This is a genomic window from Algoriphagus aurantiacus (assembly GCF_035156405.1).
Taxonomy (GTDB): Bacteria; Bacteroidota; Bacteroidia; order Cytophagales; family Cyclobacteriaceae; genus Algoriphagus; species Algoriphagus aurantiacus.
This window is the reverse complement of the sequence record NZ_JAXRUT010000053.1, coordinates 1-13,705: the sequence shown is the minus strand read 5'-3', so window position 1 is coordinate 13,705 and position 13,705 is coordinate 1. Positions and strand designations below refer to the sequence as shown.

15 protein-coding genes and 1 pseudogene are annotated in these 13,705 nt (G+C 36.2%); 1 reads left to right on the top strand and 15 read right to left on the bottom strand.

Annotated elements, in window-relative coordinates:
* Window positions 1-95: 95 nt before the first annotated feature.
* Genes SYJ56_RS25340 through SYJ56_RS25330 form a run of 3 tightly spaced genes read right to left on the bottom strand, consistent with a single transcriptional unit; the run spans window position 96 to window position 1,716 of the window.
* A complete protein-coding gene (locus SYJ56_RS25340; RefSeq protein ID WP_323839116.1) occupies window positions 96-851 on the bottom strand; it encodes an SDR family NAD(P)-dependent oxidoreductase in 756 nt (251 codons plus the stop codon).
* Window positions 852-859: 8 nt separating this feature from the next.
* Window positions 860-1,240 carry a RidA family protein gene (locus tag SYJ56_RS25335; RefSeq protein WP_323839114.1) on the bottom strand — a complete coding sequence of 127 codons (381 nt, stop codon included), beginning with the start codon at window positions 1,238-1,240 and terminating at the stop codon, window positions 860-862.
* 2 nt (window positions 1,241-1,242) lie between these two features.
* A complete protein-coding gene (locus SYJ56_RS25330) occupies window positions 1,243-1,716 on the bottom strand; it encodes a heme-binding beta-barrel domain-containing protein (protein ID WP_323839112.1) in 474 nt (157 codons plus the stop codon).
* A 74-nt stretch (window positions 1,717-1,790) separates the two neighbouring features.
* Here SYJ56_RS25330 and SYJ56_RS25325 point away from each other — a divergent pair, with 74 nt between their 5' ends.
* On the top strand, window positions 1,791-3,221 hold the full coding sequence (locus tag SYJ56_RS25325; RefSeq protein ID WP_323839110.1) for an aminotransferase-like domain-containing protein: 1,431 nt from the start codon (window positions 1,791-1,793) through the stop codon (window positions 3,219-3,221).
* On the opposite strand, the gene SYJ56_RS26025 is transcribed toward SYJ56_RS25325, so the two are convergent.
* The 12 genes and pseudogenes from SYJ56_RS26025 to SYJ56_RS25275 all read right to left on the bottom strand — a co-directional run.
* Window positions 3,189-3,530: a chromate transporter gene (locus SYJ56_RS26025; RefSeq protein WP_416377834.1), complete on the bottom strand. Its 342-nt coding sequence runs from the start codon at window positions 3,528-3,530 to the stop codon at window positions 3,189-3,191. The two genes, SYJ56_RS25325 and SYJ56_RS26025, sit on opposite strands and share 33 nt — an antisense overlap.
* A 125-nt stretch (window positions 3,531-3,655) precedes the next feature.
* Entirely contained in the window at window positions 3,656-3,985 is a 330-nt protein-coding gene (locus tag SYJ56_RS25320) for a chromate transporter (protein ID WP_323839108.1), read from the bottom strand.
* A 13-nt stretch (window positions 3,986-3,998) separates the two neighbouring features.
* Window positions 3,999-4,121 (bottom strand): annotated as a pseudogene (locus tag SYJ56_RS26020) (chromate transporter); the annotation flags it as partial.
* 70 nt (window positions 4,122-4,191) lie between these two features.
* Complete coding sequence (locus SYJ56_RS25315; protein ID WP_323839106.1) at window positions 4,192-4,917, bottom strand: Fe-Mn family superoxide dismutase; 726 nt, start codon at window positions 4,915-4,917, stop codon at window positions 4,192-4,194.
* A 93-nt stretch (window positions 4,918-5,010) separates the two neighbouring features.
* Entirely contained in the window at window positions 5,011-5,451 is a 441-nt protein-coding gene (locus tag SYJ56_RS25310) for a Rossmann-fold NAD(P)-binding domain-containing protein (RefSeq protein WP_323839104.1), read from the bottom strand.
* Window positions 5,452-5,478: 27 nt separating this feature from the next.
* A complete protein-coding gene (locus SYJ56_RS25305) occupies window positions 5,479-6,897 on the bottom strand; it encodes a serine hydrolase (RefSeq protein WP_323839102.1) in 1,419 nt (472 codons plus the stop codon).
* 668 nt (window positions 6,898-7,565) lie between these two features.
* Entirely contained in the window at window positions 7,566-7,943 is a 378-nt protein-coding gene (locus SYJ56_RS25300) for a hypothetical protein (RefSeq protein WP_323839100.1), read from the bottom strand.
* Between the two features lie 171 nt (window positions 7,944-8,114).
* Window positions 8,115-10,280 (bottom strand): glycosyl hydrolase family 95 catalytic domain-containing protein, encoded by a 2,166-nt coding sequence (locus SYJ56_RS25295; protein WP_323839098.1) that lies wholly within the window; start codon window positions 10,278-10,280, stop codon window positions 8,115-8,117.
* 28 nt (window positions 10,281-10,308) lie between these two features.
* Window positions 10,309-10,737, bottom strand: a complete 429-nt coding sequence (locus tag SYJ56_RS25290) for an SRPBCC domain-containing protein (protein ID WP_323839096.1) — start codon at window positions 10,735-10,737, stop codon at window positions 10,309-10,311.
* A 6-nt stretch (window positions 10,738-10,743) separates the two neighbouring features.
* Window positions 10,744-11,196: a hypothetical protein gene (locus SYJ56_RS25285; RefSeq protein ID WP_323839094.1), complete on the bottom strand. Its 453-nt coding sequence runs from the start codon at window positions 11,194-11,196 to the stop codon at window positions 10,744-10,746.
* 140 nt (window positions 11,197-11,336) lie between these two features.
* On the bottom strand, window positions 11,337-12,824 hold the full coding sequence (locus SYJ56_RS25280) for a TlpA family protein disulfide reductase (RefSeq protein WP_323839092.1): 1,488 nt from the start codon (window positions 12,822-12,824) through the stop codon (window positions 11,337-11,339).
* A gap of 242 nt (window positions 12,825-13,066) precedes the next feature.
* On the bottom strand, window positions 13,067-13,705 hold a 639-nt coding region (locus SYJ56_RS25275; protein WP_323839090.1), incomplete at its 5' end, for a S41 family peptidase.

Sequence of the window (13,705 nt, the reverse complement as noted above, 5' to 3'; positions counted from 1 at the left end):
TTTGAAAACTACATGGCTTGATTTCCTATATTTGGTCATAGCCCAAATATAAGCATAGCTACTAGCACATGACCACCTGCAAAGCAGGTGGATTTCTAAGTTGAATTAAAAACTGTTGTTGAGGCCTGTGCCAATGGCAGTATACTGATGTCAGCAATATTAACATGATGAGGTCGGGTCACGATGAAAGTTATGACTTCAGCAATATCTTTTGCAGCAAGAGGTGTGAAACCTTTGTAAACATTGTCCGCCTTCTCTATATCATTTTTAAACCTCACGGTAGAAAATTCAGTATTCACAGCTCCCGGTGCAATGTTTGAAACCTTGAGGCCATGTTGTATCAAATCTATCCGCATGCCCTGCGATATAGCCTCCACTGCATGTTTGGCAGCACAATACACATTGCCTTTTGCATATACTTCTTTGCCAGCCACCGAACTCATATTTACAATATGCCCTTCTTTATTTTTTATCATAACAGGTATCACCGCTTCCGATACATAGAGCAAACCCTTTACGTTACTGTCAATCATTTGCTCCCAATCATCGTAATTGCCATCCTGTATCAAATCCAATCCATGTGCTCCGCCTGCGTTGTTAAGGAGTATGTTTATATTGTTCTTCACTTTATTTGGCAAAGAGGCAAATGCAACCTGCACTTCTTCCCTGCTGCATACATTGAAAGACATTATTTCTACAGCGACTTTATTCTGAAGTTCTTGTTTTAGGGCTTCTAATTTTTCGTTCCTTCGCCCACATATAATTAAGTTTATACCTTGTTCCGCAAACGCTTCTGCAGTAGCTCTGCCAATGCCTGATGTGGCACCTGTAATTAAAGCATATTTTTTCATCTTCTTTTTTAATTTTTTAATAATACGGCGATACATTCCATTTCCACGAGCGATTCTTTTGGCAACCTTGATACTTCTATGCAGGTACGGGCGGGACGATGGCTGTCAAAGAAATCAGCATAAATCCTATTAACGGTTTCATAATTTGATAAGTCTTTCAGATAGATTGTTGTCTTTACCACCTGATTTATGTTTACACCTGCAAACTCAAGTATCGCTTTTATATTTTCCAATACTTTGCCTGTTTGCCCCTGCACTGTTTCGTGTTCCACTATTCCATCAGCATTAACGGGTGTTATGCCAGAGCAAAATAAAAAACCGTTTGCCCTGATAGCATGGCAGAATGGCCCGTAGACTGGAGAGACTTTTTCATTAACTAAAATTTCCATATTTATATTCTATTTTTTGTGAGTGAAGCAGTAAGGTGTATAAGCTGTGCAGCTGATGAAGATGTGTGCATATGCATTTCATACGTAAACACAGTATCTGTCCATTGCCAGATACGCTTAGCAGTTATCATGCGTACATCATTAAAAAATCGCATTGTTTGTAAGATCAATTTATCTGCTTCAAACCAGCCTTCTATTATTTCCATCCTGCCGCCTGACTGTACATTGTTTATCTTAATCTTTCCTTGAGCCCCTGCATCCAGTAAAATAAATCCGGCCTCCCAGTGAGCGTTGCGCTGCTCTTCTTTCAAAAAAGTTTTTTGCTCATACAATATAATTTTCCGGCTGTGGTCTATAGAAAATCGTATCGTTTCATCATAATTAAACGAAGGGATATTGGGAAACTGCCCAACGCCTTTGCCCTCCCAGTCACCTTCAAGCAATATTAATTTTGAATACATATCTGTTGAACTCATTTATCTTTTTTACAAAAGTAGCTGCTATATTTGCACAATAACAGATACAGATTTTAAGAATTTAACCATAACAGATGGTAAAAAAGACTTTTCATAAATACATATCGCTGGCACAGCAATTAGAGAAAGCAATAACAGATGGCAGATACCAGACAGGTGATAAATTACCTTCTTTAAGAACCATTAAAAGTGATCATGGAGTAAGTGTATCCACTGCCCTTGAAGCCTACTTATACTTGCAGGATAAAGGGCTGATTACAGCTAAAGAAAAATCAGGTTATTTTGTAAACCATATCTTGTCACAGACTAATCTTCCAGCCCCAAAACATAAAAAACAGAAAATAATAAAAGCAAAAACAGTGAAGCGTTTTGACATTATCCGGGATATTTATCTTGCCGAGAATGAAAACCGTATTTCATTTGCCGTAGTGGCCCCCGGCAATCACATGATACCTCAAAACCAATTACTAAAAATAATGAACAAAGTTGTTAACCGGCAACATAAAGGTTTACTCAATTATGGAAGCATTACCGGTCATGCAGCTTTAAAAAAAGAGATAAGCAAAAGAAGTATCCGCAGCGGCATAATTTGCAGTGAAGATGCGGTGTGTATTACGGCAGGATGTGTAGAAGCCATACAGATAGCATTAAGGGCTGTTACAAAAGCAGGTGATATTGTTGCTGTGGAATCTCCCTGCTATTATGGTTTTTTACAAATTATTGAAGTGCTCAACCTTCGTGTAGTTGAAATTCCTTCTGATGCTGGTACCGGCATGGATACAGTATCATTGAAAAAAGCGATTGCTTCATTTGATATAAAATCAATTTTGTTATCTGCAAATTTTAGCAACCCAACCGGTGCATTAATGAGTGATGAAAGTAAAAAAGAATTGATGACAATTGCTGAACAAAATAAAATCCCGGTAATTGAAGATGATGTGTATGGCGATTTATCCTACTATGGGCAACGACCGCTTACTATTAAATCTTTCGATAGTAATGGCTGGTGCATCTATTGCTCTTCGTTTTCGAAATCCCTGGCTCCTGGCTCAAGAATTGGGTGGATAATACCTGGACGTTTTATGGAGATCGTTGAAAAGTTAAAATATATTACCAATATGACCACCGCCATTCATCCACAAATTGTGATTGCCAACTTTTTGCAGGAGGGAGGGTATGAATTGCATTTAAGGAGATTGCGCACTCAAACATTGCAACAAATTCATACAATACAGCAAGTTGTTATAAAGCATTTTCCTGAAGGAACTAAAATAACATCACCACAAGGAGGTTATACATTATGGGTGGAATTGCCTTCAAAATATGATGCTTCAGAACTTTACTTGAAGGCATTAAAAAATAACGTTACGTTTTTACCCGGAAAACTGTTTACAACAAGCAAACAATTCGATAATTTTCTACGATTGTCGTGTGGAAATATGCTTACTACTAAGCACATCAGGGCATTGGAATTATTGGGGAAATTGGTTCGGCAGGATGTATAATATCAAAATACTAAATAGGGATTTGGAGCAATTGGGAGGCCAGCTCTTAAAAATGAGAAGGGTAGGCTTGTTAATTTTTCTATTAGCCTGTCCTGGTGTTGTTTCGCCAAGTGCCAAGCCGTCTATCATTTGAAGATTTGTCAGCCAATTGAATTGTTCAACGCTTCCCTGTGCTACATAAGGCAACACGGCATAAGCCCCGCCAAAAGTTACAAATGCAGCTTTTGTGAAAAATACAGATAGGTTTTTCCAAAGTTGAAAGCCGGATGTCAGGAAGTAGAAGGCAGCAAGTGGAATTATCCATAGCAAAACACCCGTCCCGAGCTGCTTCAATAACCACAACGGATTAAATCATATTTTCAACAACTGTATTTTTGTTAATGTAATATTCATCTTCATGAATTTCCTTTCTACCCGTTAAATTATTGTTTGTTTTAAAGAATCCCGGGAACATTTTGTCGGCTCAATGCAGCCAATATAACTGCCCCAAGAATGATTAACGGGAATGGCACGTTGAAAAAGAAGATGCAAGCAAAAGCCACGAAAGAATGAAACAGGCTTAACAACGATTTTTTACCAATCTTGATAAGTGCGGGAATTACTATGGCGATTACTGCGGGTTTGAGTCCGCTGAACATTGCATAAATCCACGGGATATTCCCAAAGGTAACGTAGATAACACTTAGTCCGAGAAGAATAAACATTGAAGGCAGTAAAACAATATACCTGCCGCCAATCCGCCCCTGATGCCGTGAAGTAACCATCCATATAAGCGGCCAATTGTTGTACTTCAGGACCGGGTAAAATCATACAGTAATTCAAGGCGTGCAGGAATCTGCTGTCGCTTATCCATTTCTTTTTGTCAACGAGGTATTTGTTCATAATGGCAATTTGCCCCACAGGCCTCCAAAACTGATGAAGCCAAGTTTAGTCCAGAATTTTAATGCTTCTCTGAATGTCGGCTTCTCTTTCATTTTGTCAATTTTACTGCATTGTCCAATCGTTGAGCGGCATTGTCCCAATTGATAATGTTAAACAAATTGTCCACAAAGTCAGCGCGTTTGTTCTTGTATTTGAGGTAATACGAATGTTCCCACACATCAATTACAAGCAAAGGAATAACCCCCCATTGGGTCAGTTTTTCGTGGTTTTCACATTGCAAAATGGTCAGCTTGTCGGTGTATGGCTGATAACCCAAAATACCCCAGCCATTGCCGTCAACGTCTTTGGAAGTTTTGGCGAGATACATTTTCAGCTTGTCGTAACTGCCGAAATCTTTCTCAATTCGTTTCAATAAATCGCCTTTGGGGTCTGTCTTTTTATTGCCCAGGTTTGTCCAAAATATGGAATGAAGAATGTGTGATGAAAGGTGAAAAGCCAATTTCTTTGTCCAAAAGTCAACCGTTTCAAGGTTGTTGTCGTCTAAAGCCTTTTGAATCATCTGTTGGTCTTTGTTTGCCCCCTTTACCGCTCCTCCGTGATGGAAAGTGTAATGAAGGTGCAAAGTTTCTTCGTCCATATACGGTTCTAAATGATTGTTAGCATAAGCCAAAGGTTGGTGAATGAAATTACCGTCCTTGTCAACCAATTTATCAATGTTGTTGCCAGTCAGGTTTTGGGCAAATGCCGATGCAGTCGGAACAAGTGTCGCTGCCCCAAGTACCAGTCCTGTTTTGAGAAAATCTTTTCTGTCCATAATTATCTGTTTAATGTTTGCAATGTCGTCTTTTTAAGGTTGGACATAACGTCAGTTCGCCTAAAAACCTTTCGTTTGGTTACCTGCTGGCTTTTACACTATACCTTTATTTTCGTTCAAAAATTTCAATGCATTTTTTAAAGCTATTTCAGGTTTTGTTGGGGCATAACCTAAATCACGTTCCGATTTACTAATATCCATATCCTGATGTAAATTGAAATACATTCTTACCTGATTCTTTTGGAGCATAGGTTCTTTTCCGTTGAATTTAGATTGAAATTCAAATAATGAAGCACTTAAATTTAACATCCATTTTGGCATTTTGAATGGTGTTTTAATTTTTTGTTCAGGGAATAATTCTTGCGCAAAGTGGATTATCTCTGTTAACCCAATTGCTTTTGGGGTTCCTAAACCATATCGTTCACCAATTTTTCCATTGATAGATGCTAAATAGCAGCCTTCGGCAACATCCTTTACATTAACCCAATTAATATAGAATTGACTATCTGCGAATATTTCTTTGTTTAATACCATTCGCAACATGTTGTGTGTTCGTTTTTTTTACTCAGGTATTTTAATCCATTCGGTTTTCCCTTTTTGGTCAACTATCAGACTTTTAATGTTTCCTCCATCGTCCATAAAAAATTCTAATGCAGCATTCACTTTTTTTGATTCAAATTTGTGATTTCCCATTGGTAATATATCTACTTCAGCACCTTTCTGTTCAGGAAATGATAAGACAAGCCTATCAGCTACAATTAAAATTTTCATTAATCGATTTTTATCGGAAGATAATTGATAAGTTCCTGCATATTTCTCTAGCTGTATATTGTCAATAAAAACACCAATAGAGGGTTTGATTGGCTTACCTAATATTTCACTTCCTAGATAATTGGCAATGTCTTCTGTTGGCTTAAATCCTCTGTTTGAAAGAATAGCCACATAGATGTCATCCTTGGGTAAATATAAACCGCTACTTGAAAAACCATAAAGATTACCTCCATGTTGAAAAGTTGTAGAACCTTGAAGGTCTTTGATAAAAAAGCCAAATGAGTAACCTGTGCTCTGCCCATTTTTAAGTATTGTACTGTTCTTCAGTAATTCATTCGAATTCAATAATATGTCGTGGAAAATGGATGTATTCCAATTATATAAATCTTCAACTGTAGAAGTGATACCACCACACGAATACCAAATTGAGCCGTCAACTGCAATTGAAGGTTTAAAATTTCCATTTACATATTGGTATCCAATCGGCTGTTTTGTAATCGATTTATTTATATCATACCAATATGATGATTGCAACATATTTAGAGGACTAAAAATAATCTTTTCAAGAAATTCTCCATAAGGTTTTCCTGATACTCGTTCAATAATAAATCCCAATAAAAAATAATTTGAATTGCTATATTGAAACTGTGTATTTGGCTCGAACTCCAATGGGTCATCTTTAAAATACTCAATAATTTGTAATGGATGATGCTCTTTTGTCAATATATGATAGTCGCTTTCATCTACATCAAAATATTCTCTTATTCCCGATGTTTGTGCTAATAAATTCTCAATTGTTATTTTATATTTTTTGCTTGGAAATTCAGGAATATACTTTTGTATTGAATCTGTCAGGCTTAATTTATTCTCTTCGGCTAATTTTAGAATTGAAACCGCTGTAAATTGTTTTGTCATTGAAGCGATTGGCAATACATCTTTTAAATCAAGGATTTCTTTAGTCTCCAAATTTGATAGACCAAAGGGTTTCTTATAAATGATTACTCCTTTTTTTGCTATAAGTATTATTGCTCCTGGTTCATTTGCAGGAAACTCCTTTGACAAATATGATTCAATTCTAGCTATCGATTTTTTTTCCTTTTTAGATAAATCTTGAGCAAAAGTTTCTTGAAAAGTAAATATCAATAAGAACAAAAATATTTTTTTGATTCCTATCATTTTAATGAGATTACAATTCTTGATGATTTTCATGGTTAATTTTAAAATGACACACAACGTTCTGTGTATGTTGTCGTGGCTGACGAAGGAAGCCATGCACTATACACCATGTTGTGCGTTCGTTTTTTATTTTTCCAATTCGTTTTTACTCCATTCAAGTCCTTCAAATAGTGCCTGTTCACTTATCAACCATTCGGCTTTTCCATCTTCTGTAAAACTTAATTTACTCTCTTCAATTTGACTGTCAAGGTTTGATTTCCCAACTCCATATCCGTGTATTTTGTCGGTTGAGGCAAGTTTGACTTTGTAGCCAAGTTTTGTTTTCTCAATTCTTAATCCACCTATATATTCATCCCAAAGGTCAAATGGAATAAACTTTACTTGTCCTTTTTCAATTGACTTTATTCGTTCCGTCCAATAATCAATGAGCTTTACTGCACCAAATGCCAAAATCGAATCTGGGTTTATTTTTTGCTTTTCAATTTCTAAGTCATCAATTTCCAAGAAGTCAAATAAATAGTAACTGTCGGCTGTTCTTGAAAAACTTGGCATCAAGTCAATTTTTAAAAAGAGGTNAATTTCCAAGAAGTCAAATAAATAGTAACTGTCGGCTGTTCTTGAAAAACTTGGCATCAAGTCAATTTTTAAAAAGAGGTCATCGTGCCCACTTCCAAGTTTATCAATAATCAGTCTTATCATATTTATTTCTTCTCTATCCAAGCAGAGTATTCTACCCAGTCGTTTAAATAATCTTCTTTACTTTCTTCATCGTCTCTTTCTCCAAAATCATAACTTGAAGCTCTTGGATATTCAGCTTCCGAAACTATGTCTCGAAAGTCTTCGTTCGCTAGTTTCACCAAATAGTCAATTTTGCTCAAATCATTGTCCGCTAATTTTAAAACAGAAGCCGAAATTCTATTTTTTCCGTTCTGAGAATCACTTTTTATTTTATCCAATTTGGTTTTAACTGTTTCCTTGTCATTGGGAAATTCTCGACCAATCAAATAATCCAAGTCGCCATCTGAAATTTCCGCTACTGGCTGTTCTCCTTTTGTCAGTATTAGTTCCTTTTCATTCATTTCGTATCTAGGTCTTTTTTAAATGACGCACAATGGTCTCAGTTTTAAGTAGTTGCGTTGGTTATCGCTTAACTTTTCAAGTACAAACCAAGCTGAAAATCCGCGACGATTTTCAGAAGTAGGCGAGTAGGAGCAATTACTTATAACTATTGTTGGCATTTCGTTTTCTTTCTACTCTTCTATTCGATATGTTTTTTTATCCAAACCTACACCTTTTATCGTGAGCGATTTCCATTGTTTAGGAAGAATAGGATTCTTTTGGACAATACCTTCATCTGTAATCTCTAAACCTCCAAAGCCAAATAAGACAGTTTGCAACATCCCCCCTGCACCAGTGGCAAAATAGGAATGATTTGCAGTGGCAGTTTCTGAAAGTGCTCCAAATGGTTTTTGCTGATTAGGCACATAGCTTTGCTTGAAAAGTCTGAAAGCATTGTCTGCATCTCCTTGACGAGCATAAAGGACAGCAAATATAGACTTACCCATTGCAGGTCCTTCTTTTGCCAACCTGGGTTCATAGTATTGTAAATCTTTCAGAATTATTTCTTTATCATTGACAATATTTAGAGGAAACGATAACAAATTGGCATCTGCCTGTTTAATGATTTCACCGTTATAATCAGAATGTTCTTTTGTTGTACCGTCTGCAAATTTCAATATATTAATATTATTAGCGACTTCTTCCCATTTCGGATCAGGAGAAATTCCCATTTCTTTTGCCGCCAAAGAAGCATACCGCAATGCGGTGATAGCAGCGCCATTTGTGAAAGCATTATCATTAACATTAGGGGCGAATTCATTTGCCCCTACTACATTATTTATGGAATAGCTTCCGTCTTTATTCTTTGTTACTCTGCTAACCCAAAAATCAGCTACTTCTTTTAAGACTGGATAGCCTTTTTCCTCTAACCATTTTTTATTCTTTGTAACTCGATAATAATTCCAAAATGCAATCCCTATATCTGCGGTAATGTGATGCTCGAAAGGTCCGGTCAATGCAAAAGGAGGTGTGGCTTCTTCTCCAGTATCATCACTTTCCCAAGGAAACATAGCACCTTTATAACCATAATTAATTGCCCGCTTCTTAGCGGGTTCTAATCTGTCAGAACGATAATTGACTAGCGAGCGAGCAATATCCTGATTAAGTAGAAGTAAAGGAGGAAACATCCATAATTCCGTATCCCAAAAGATATGCCCATTATAAGGAACTTGAAGGGATAAGCCCATTGGAGCAATACTCAAATCTGAGTCACCTCGTCCAAAAGCATATAAATGATAAAGCGCTAAACGAACATCTTGTTGAGATTCCAAATCACCTTCAATAATTATATCGCCTTCCCAAAGTTCCTCCCACAACGCTTTATGTCCATCTAAAAGAACATCACGAGCGTTTAATAAATTGAAGATTACCATACGTTCGGATTCTGACTTAGGGTCTGAAAAATCTGCTGTGGTACATTCTGCACCTGTCCACGCAAATTCAAGATTTTCACCTTTATTGATTTCTTTCTTGAAAGAGAGCGTGTTTTCATATTTAGAAACAATTGCATGGGTTAATTCCGGTCTTTGGTGCTCTCTTGATGAATTGATTTGATGCCAAACGAAAGTACCCGAAGTAGCCACTAAATGTTTACCAAATGGCGTTTCGGCAACTGACTGTAAAATCGGCATGGTGGTTTCTACATCACGAAGTACTTGATAGGTGTTTTGTGTGTTTTGGTATTTTTCGGGGATTGTTATTTTACCAATTGCCTTTACTTCAATATCTTCCATTGCAGAAATTTCCACATCGATATAGCCGGTATATTGAAGATTGCGCAGTGCGTAAACGGTGCATGAAATTTTCGCTTTTTCTTTATATTCAAAATGAGTTGTAAAAGCCGCTTCTTTCATGTCAATTGTCTGCGACCAATTGCTTATGTTTTTGGCAGTCACCTGTTCACCGTCTATATAAACTTCTAAGTTGCCGAAGTCCATTCCATGCACTATTTGGCTGATCTTAAGTACTGGGTCAACATCATAGACATTATTCAACACGGTATGCTGAATTTTAAAAGGTTCAGAAGATGTTAACATTCCAATTCTGCCATTAGACATGGCAATTCCTGTATATGCTTCTTTGTCTGTTGTGGTAATATGCCAATCGTCATTTTGGCCATACAAAAATGAACTTGATAGTAAAATGATTGTAATTATTATTTGCTTCATGTTTTTCTTTTTTAATGAATGCCAACGGCCAAGTATAAGCGTAGTGCGGGTTTCGAAGCGATTCACTGTCTGCCCACCGCAAAGTTTCTTAGGAGCAAAAATGCTCGATTTCAGGCGTTCAGCCCGCATTACGCTTATACAATGTTACCACACGTTTTCATTTTTCAACTAGTCGTTTTATCTTCAAGAGAGCTTCACTCCAAAATTCGTCCGAACGGTTTTTCTGCTTTTCAGTAGGTATATTATCTTCAGTGATGGATAATTTCGTTTTCCCTTCATTTTCACTTATGTCAAAAGTCCAAGTTCTGTAATTTTCCGGTTCATCAGGTAGTCCATCAAAATTACTCCAGTGAGAATATTGAAGTTGAGCGTTCGGTTCAACGTTTAGAAGCACACCTTTTTCTTCATATTTATTTCCGTTGAATTCACCTTTGAATGTAATTGGACTTCCTACTTTCCAATCTGTCACAATTTCCGCTCCGAAGAAATACTCCTTTGCTATTTCAGGTTTAACTAATGCTTCCCAAATCTTAGGAGAAGAAGCGTTTATGTCTATTGATGATTTTGTAATTAATTCTTTACTCACGTTGTTTTATTTTTCCGATTTAAAATTTATTCCTGTAATTATCGAAGCGGATGAAAAGTCTTCTCCTTTAATCGGGTTTCCATTAAGTCCGCTCAGCATTGAAATTTGTCCGATATGCGTGAGAACATCAGAAAATGGTCCTTGAAGTAGACGTTTGGAATAATTAATCTCAAGCTCTTTGATTGCAAGTACATTGTCCAAACTCTTTAATTCGCTGTTAAATCTGTCAATCTCTAATCCCAATTCAAGTTTCTCGGACTGCTCTTTGTTGCGTTTTTCCTCCAAAATGAATATCCGTGTAGCGCTCAATACCTCATACATATGACATATTATTTCGTTTGGGGTTCTTGTGTTGTTTCCAATTTTGAAATCGCTAAAGTCCTCATTTGAATTGCTTACTGCTTTCTGAAATCGATAGCCGATTGTTGCCAATGTATGTCTTAAAAATTCGTTTGTCATCGTTTATTTAATGTGTGGTAACGGTCAAGTATAAGCGTAGTGCGGAATTAGAAGCACTTCACTTTCGGTTTAACCTTATGTTTATTAATATTCAATTCGTTTAAATTTAGTACTTTAGCCCGCATTACGCTTATACAATGTTACCACACGTAATTTTCGTTTATTTCTTTTTCTAACTGCTCCGTTTTCGATGGGTAACTTGCCTGTGAATTAACAACATTTCCGTTTTCGTCCACCAGTAAATATCTAGGATACGCAAAAGAACCTTTATTTCCGAATTTATCGACTATGTCCGCAATAAGTTTTTCATTTGCCAATAAATGTTGACCTTCCAAATCAAAGTATTTTATCATTTCCTTCCATACCTTTTCTTTGCTATTTCTTCCTTCGCAAATGTATAGAGTTGTAATGTTCTTGGATTTAAGCAATTCAGAATACTTGTCTTTTTGCTGAAATTCTTTTTTACATGGGGCACACCATGTCCCCCAAATATCTACGAATACCTTTTTACCTTTTTGGGTTTTAATAAGTTCATCAAAACGGTCAATGTCCTCATAGTTTTCAATGAACTTGACTTGTTCATTGTTGGTTGATTCTTCAATTTTTTGGTGAAAATCTATGATTGGCTTTATCAAAGCGGTCAAGTGATTGCTATATCCACTGTTAGGATATTCTTTTTTAAACTTTTCGTATAAAGCAATTAACTCTTTGGAATTGTCTTTATTATTGAAACTATTACTTAAAATATATGTAGCATAATAATATTCTAATGCTTTCCCTTTTAGATATTTTTTAGCCTCGTTAATCTTATAGGAATGACTGTCATTTTCAAGTGTATTTTCAATTTCATGAAGGTCTAAAGTGTTTGGATTTCTTTGATTGAAATTTATGTAATTTCTCATCAACGTAAATGACCAAGGGGATCGGATATCAAAAGATTCAGTAGGTGGGGTTTGATTAAATATTTTTTTCCAAATTTTTAAAATTTGAGAATTCTGAGTTTCTGCACTATCTGCTTGGGAATTATATCTGGTTGCAACAATTGAGGTTTCCAATGCTAAATAGTAATATTTTCTATCCAATTCTGCTAAATCGTAAAAATCTTTCGTAATTATCTGCTTTTCAAACTGTTTTTTGAACTGCGATATTTCTTTTTCTTTTAGTATATTTATTTTTGATGACACACTTGATAAAACAGAATCTTTTAATAGTTCATTAGAAGTACTAAGAACATAAAATTCAGGGAGAGGGAATAAATTGTATAAAGTAAGAGCTTCATTGTTTTTTCCGTTTATTTTGAATATTTCATTTTTTGAATTTAATTTAAAATCAACTTCATAGTTTTTATCTGGTTCAACGAGCAAAACAGCAGCTGCTTTTTTCGGTATATAGAGAGTTATAAATGAGGCTACATCCGATTTCATGGAAATTTTGAAATTACCCACAGAATCAGGAATAACTGAATTTTTAGCACCATAGAACCAGGTTCCATTGACAGGTATTGTATATTCAATTTTATCAGGAATGTCGCCAGTAACCTTTCCGTTGATTATTATTTCATCATTCTTTTTTGAACAGGCAGTTAGTCCAATGATGAGAATTACTAAAATTATTCTTTGTAGTTTCATGTTAGTCATTATGTGTGGTAACACTTGTGTTTATGATGGCTTGGGTTTTCGAAGCGCATCACTGTCCCACGTTGCCGAACGAAATTAAGAAAACAAAACTTCAAATTTACACATCACCCCAAGCTGGCATAAACATTTTGTTATGCACATGTGCCGCATGCACTGAACTCAAACCACACGGATGGCAAAGCTTTGTTTGTGGGTCGGAATGTGCGGCGTTGGTGTGGTTTCGGAGAGTGATTTTATTTCTTTATCAGCCCAAGCGCATATTCAAGTTGGACATCCTTGCCAATAATTATATCACTAATGCTTGGAATCACAAAGTAATCCGGAATTATTCCTCTGTCGTGATACTTGGCTTTCTTAACTGCGTTGCTATACTTATATTTAGGAATAGCAATATTGATTTTGCTGTTTGGTAGGGTTGTCCTAAAAGTCTCACCGGATGTATTGCCATAGTAGCCACCTCCAGTCTCCTCACCTACAAATCTTCCTCTATTCTTACTTTTGGCAATGGCACAAATGTCCGAGGTTGTTGAAAAAGATAAGCCATTGATTATGAAAAGGACTTTTCCTTTAAAACTATCCATGCTGGGCTGTTGTACATCCAGACCAGGATGGTCACTTGTCTCAAGCTTTTTAGTATTAGATTCGATAGAAGCGAAGTATTGGAATGGCTTATTTGTTAAGTATGAATAAAGTAAAGCGCCATATTGGTCGTCACCACCACTGTTATTGCGCAAGTCAATAATCAATTTCTTTACTTTTTGATTGTATGCATCCGACAAAACCATATTGATAGTTGAGTCCTGAATGTATAATGTTGCAGGATGAAAAAGACAAGCAACGAAGCGTACTATTCCCTGTTCTGTAAGTGGCAG

Excerpts from the sequence above, each read along its gene's own strand:
- SYJ56_RS25330 (WP_323839112.1), bottom strand. The coding sequence starts at position 1,716 with ATGAGTTCAACAGATATGTATTCAAAATTAATATTGCTTGAAGGTGAC.
- SYJ56_RS25295 (WP_323839098.1), bottom strand. The coding sequence starts at position 10,280 with ATGCGGGCTGAACGCCTGAAATCGAGCATTTTTGCTCCTAAGAAACTT.
- SYJ56_RS25335 (WP_323839114.1), bottom strand. The coding sequence starts at position 1,240 with ATGGAAATTTTAGTTAATGAAAAAGTCTCTCCAGTCTACGGGCCATTC.
- SYJ56_RS25285 (WP_323839094.1), bottom strand. The coding sequence starts at position 11,196 with ATGACAAACGAATTTTTAAGACATACATTGGCAACAATCGGCTATCGA.
- SYJ56_RS25325 (WP_323839110.1), top strand. The coding sequence starts at position 1,791 with ATGGTAAAAAAGACTTTTCATAAATACATATCGCTGGCACAGCAATTA.
- SYJ56_RS25340 (WP_323839116.1), bottom strand. The coding sequence starts at position 851 with ATGAAAAAATATGCTTTAATTACAGGTGCCACATCAGGCATTGGCAGA.
- SYJ56_RS25320 (WP_323839108.1), bottom strand. The coding sequence starts at position 3,985 with ATGGTTACTTCACGGCATCAGGGGCGGATTGGCGGCAGGTATATTGTT.
- SYJ56_RS25315 (WP_323839106.1), bottom strand. The coding sequence starts at position 4,917 with ATGGACAGAAAAGATTTTCTCAAAACAGGACTGGTACTTGGGGCAGCG.
- SYJ56_RS25305 (WP_323839102.1), bottom strand. The coding sequence starts at position 6,897 with ATGAAAATCATCAAGAATTGTAATCTCATTAAAATGATAGGAATCAAA.
- SYJ56_RS25300 (WP_323839100.1), bottom strand. The coding sequence starts at position 7,943 with ATGAATGAAAAGGAACTAATACTGACAAAAGGAGAACAGCCAGTAGCG.
- SYJ56_RS25280 (WP_323839092.1), bottom strand. The coding sequence starts at position 12,824 with ATGAAACTACAAAGAATAATTTTAGTAATTCTCATCATTGGACTAACT.
- SYJ56_RS25310 (WP_323839104.1), bottom strand. The coding sequence starts at position 5,451 with ATGGTATTAAACAAAGAAATATTCGCAGATAGTCAATTCTATATTAAT.